Here is a 1891-nt window from a genome sequence, read left to right as displayed (position 1 = left end):
GTTCCCATACCGAACACGGAAGTTAAGCTCTTTAGCGCCGATGGTAGTTGGGGGCTTCCCCCTGTGAGAGTAGGACGTCGCTAGGCAAAAGTAAACCACTGAGTATTCAGTGGTTTTTTTATTGTTAAATAGCCGCAACTAATTGAACCGGAGGTTGATTGGCGCGGATAAGGAGCAGCGTGTATTTTATACACTAGCATCGGCTCGACGTTGGTGACGTGGTTAATCGACCTGTCATCGAACTTCGGAGGCCAGCGCCAATGGTAGATGGAGTATCCCTTGTGAGAGTAGGACGTCACTAGGAAAAAACCGTGATTCAGCAGTTTTTTTGGAAAAGTAAGCAATAAATTAACTGTTATTCCAAGTTCGTTATTATGTAAATAGTGCATGTATTTTTGCAGCTACTTCATTAGGTCTTACATCAATAGAGAGAAGTTCATTTATCTCTATCCATAAAGGCTGATAAATACCTCGATTTCTCTTAGTATCGGTAAACTCTTCTCCTTGTCCTGTTCCGATGTTCCCTTCTATAAGTTCGGCGATGAAATAATATTGTATGCCGTTATATTGAACTTTTTCAAAACATTCCTTTACATTAATCGTGACGCCCAATTCTTCAAATGCTTCTCTTTTAGCTGCTTCTTCAGGAGTTTCTCCCTTTTCGATTCCTCCACCCGGAAAAACGTAATAAACCATTCCATCTCTTATTCTTTTAACAAGAGCAATTTTATTATCCTTCACAAGAATACAAGAACCTCTATCGCGCAATTAAAACACCCCCATGAAAGTATATAATTTTATTATGTAATTAAAATTTTGATTATTCAAATAAGTAATCGTAAAATGTAAAGGTGCAATCTGTTTTAATAGGAGGAGAAGATGTTTAAAAGAAAATATGGTAATCGTTCAAATTGGAAACGTGTTTTAAAAAGTGAATATCAACAGACTTTTCATCAAGATAAAGACTTTAGGGGATATATTACCTTATTGAATATAGAAGAAGTATTGGAACCATTAGTTGTAAAGAATGCTGGAAAGGAAGTATGTATAGTTAATAAAGGTTATTCATGGCTTCAACATTTTCCAATTGGAAAGAATCATTCCGTTACTACGATGTTTGATGCCGAAGGTGAAGTAGTCCAATGGTATATAGACATTTGCCATGAAATTGGTATTGAGAATAACATCCCTTGGATGGATGATTTATATTTAGATATTGTTGTATTTCCAACAGGTGAAATAATAATCTTGGATGAAGACGAACTTGATGAAGCCTTAGCTAATGGTGTAATTCATAAGTCTATGTATGATTTAGCATATAAAGAGGCGAGGAAGGTAATGGGATTAATCCAACAAGATAAGTTCCAGTTGATACATCTTGCAAAAGAGCATAAAGAGATTCTTACGGACTAGTAGGAGCTGAAATTGATATATTAATTTCTGTCGTTGAGACGATATCAACTAAATAATACGACTGATAAAAAAATGTTGTTATTAGTATGATTTAATGATATAGTTGTTAATGTTGTCGATTACTTGTGAAACATGAAGAAAAATGTTTGACATCAATCGGAATAAATGTTATGTTATAAAAGTTACTTTTAGAATCGATGGGAAAAATTATTATTGACATAATAATTTAAAGATGTTACAATAATCAAGTCGCAATTTAAGTGATGTAAATGAACTTTGAAAACTGAACAACAAAACGTTAATGAAACATAGTTTCTTCTATTAATTTAGAGAGACAAAATTTTGGACATCAAAATTGATGCCAGCAGATGTATTTTTCGGACATTAGTATTAATGTCCGACAGAAATTTGAGCTTTATCAAATTTTCTCTTTTATGGAGAGTTTGATCCTGGCTCAGGACGAACGCTGGCGGCGTGC

Annotated in this window: 2 protein-coding genes and 1 rRNA gene; 2 read left to right on the top strand and 1 reads right to left on the bottom strand. The window is 34.5% G+C overall.

Going from position 1 to position 1891, the window contains the following annotated elements; translation table 11 throughout:
- A 5S ribosomal RNA gene (gene rrf / locus ACFQU5_RS15985) occupies positions 1 to 86 on the top strand; the annotation flags it as partial.
- A 286-nt stretch (positions 87 to 372) separates the two neighbouring features.
- Here the strand turns inward: rrf and ACFQU5_RS15980 are convergent.
- Positions 373 to 768, bottom strand: coding sequence for an NUDIX hydrolase (locus tag ACFQU5_RS15980; RefSeq protein ID WP_390289925.1), 396 nt, complete (start codon positions 766 to 768; stop codon positions 373 to 375).
- A gap of 111 nt (positions 769 to 879) precedes the next feature.
- On the opposite strand from ACFQU5_RS15980, the gene ACFQU5_RS15975 reads away from it, so the two are divergent.
- Positions 880 to 1413: a ribonuclease FAU-1 family protein gene (locus tag ACFQU5_RS15975; RefSeq protein ID WP_390289922.1), complete on the top strand. Its 534-nt coding sequence runs from the start codon at positions 880 to 882 to the stop codon at positions 1411 to 1413.
- Positions 1414 to 1891 lie beyond the last annotated feature (478 nt).

This window comes from Ureibacillus sp. GCM10028918 (assembly GCF_042666115.1).
Classification (GTDB): Bacteria; Bacillota; Bacilli; order Bacillales_A; family Planococcaceae; genus Ureibacillus.
Note: the sequence above shows the minus strand (reverse complement) of the source record. Positions and strands in the feature narration are given on the sequence as shown.

Coding starts and splice junctions, on each gene's coding strand:
- ACFQU5_RS15975 (WP_390289922.1), top strand. CDS start 880: ATGTTTAAAAGAAAATATGGTAATCGTTCAAATTGGAAACGTGTTTTA.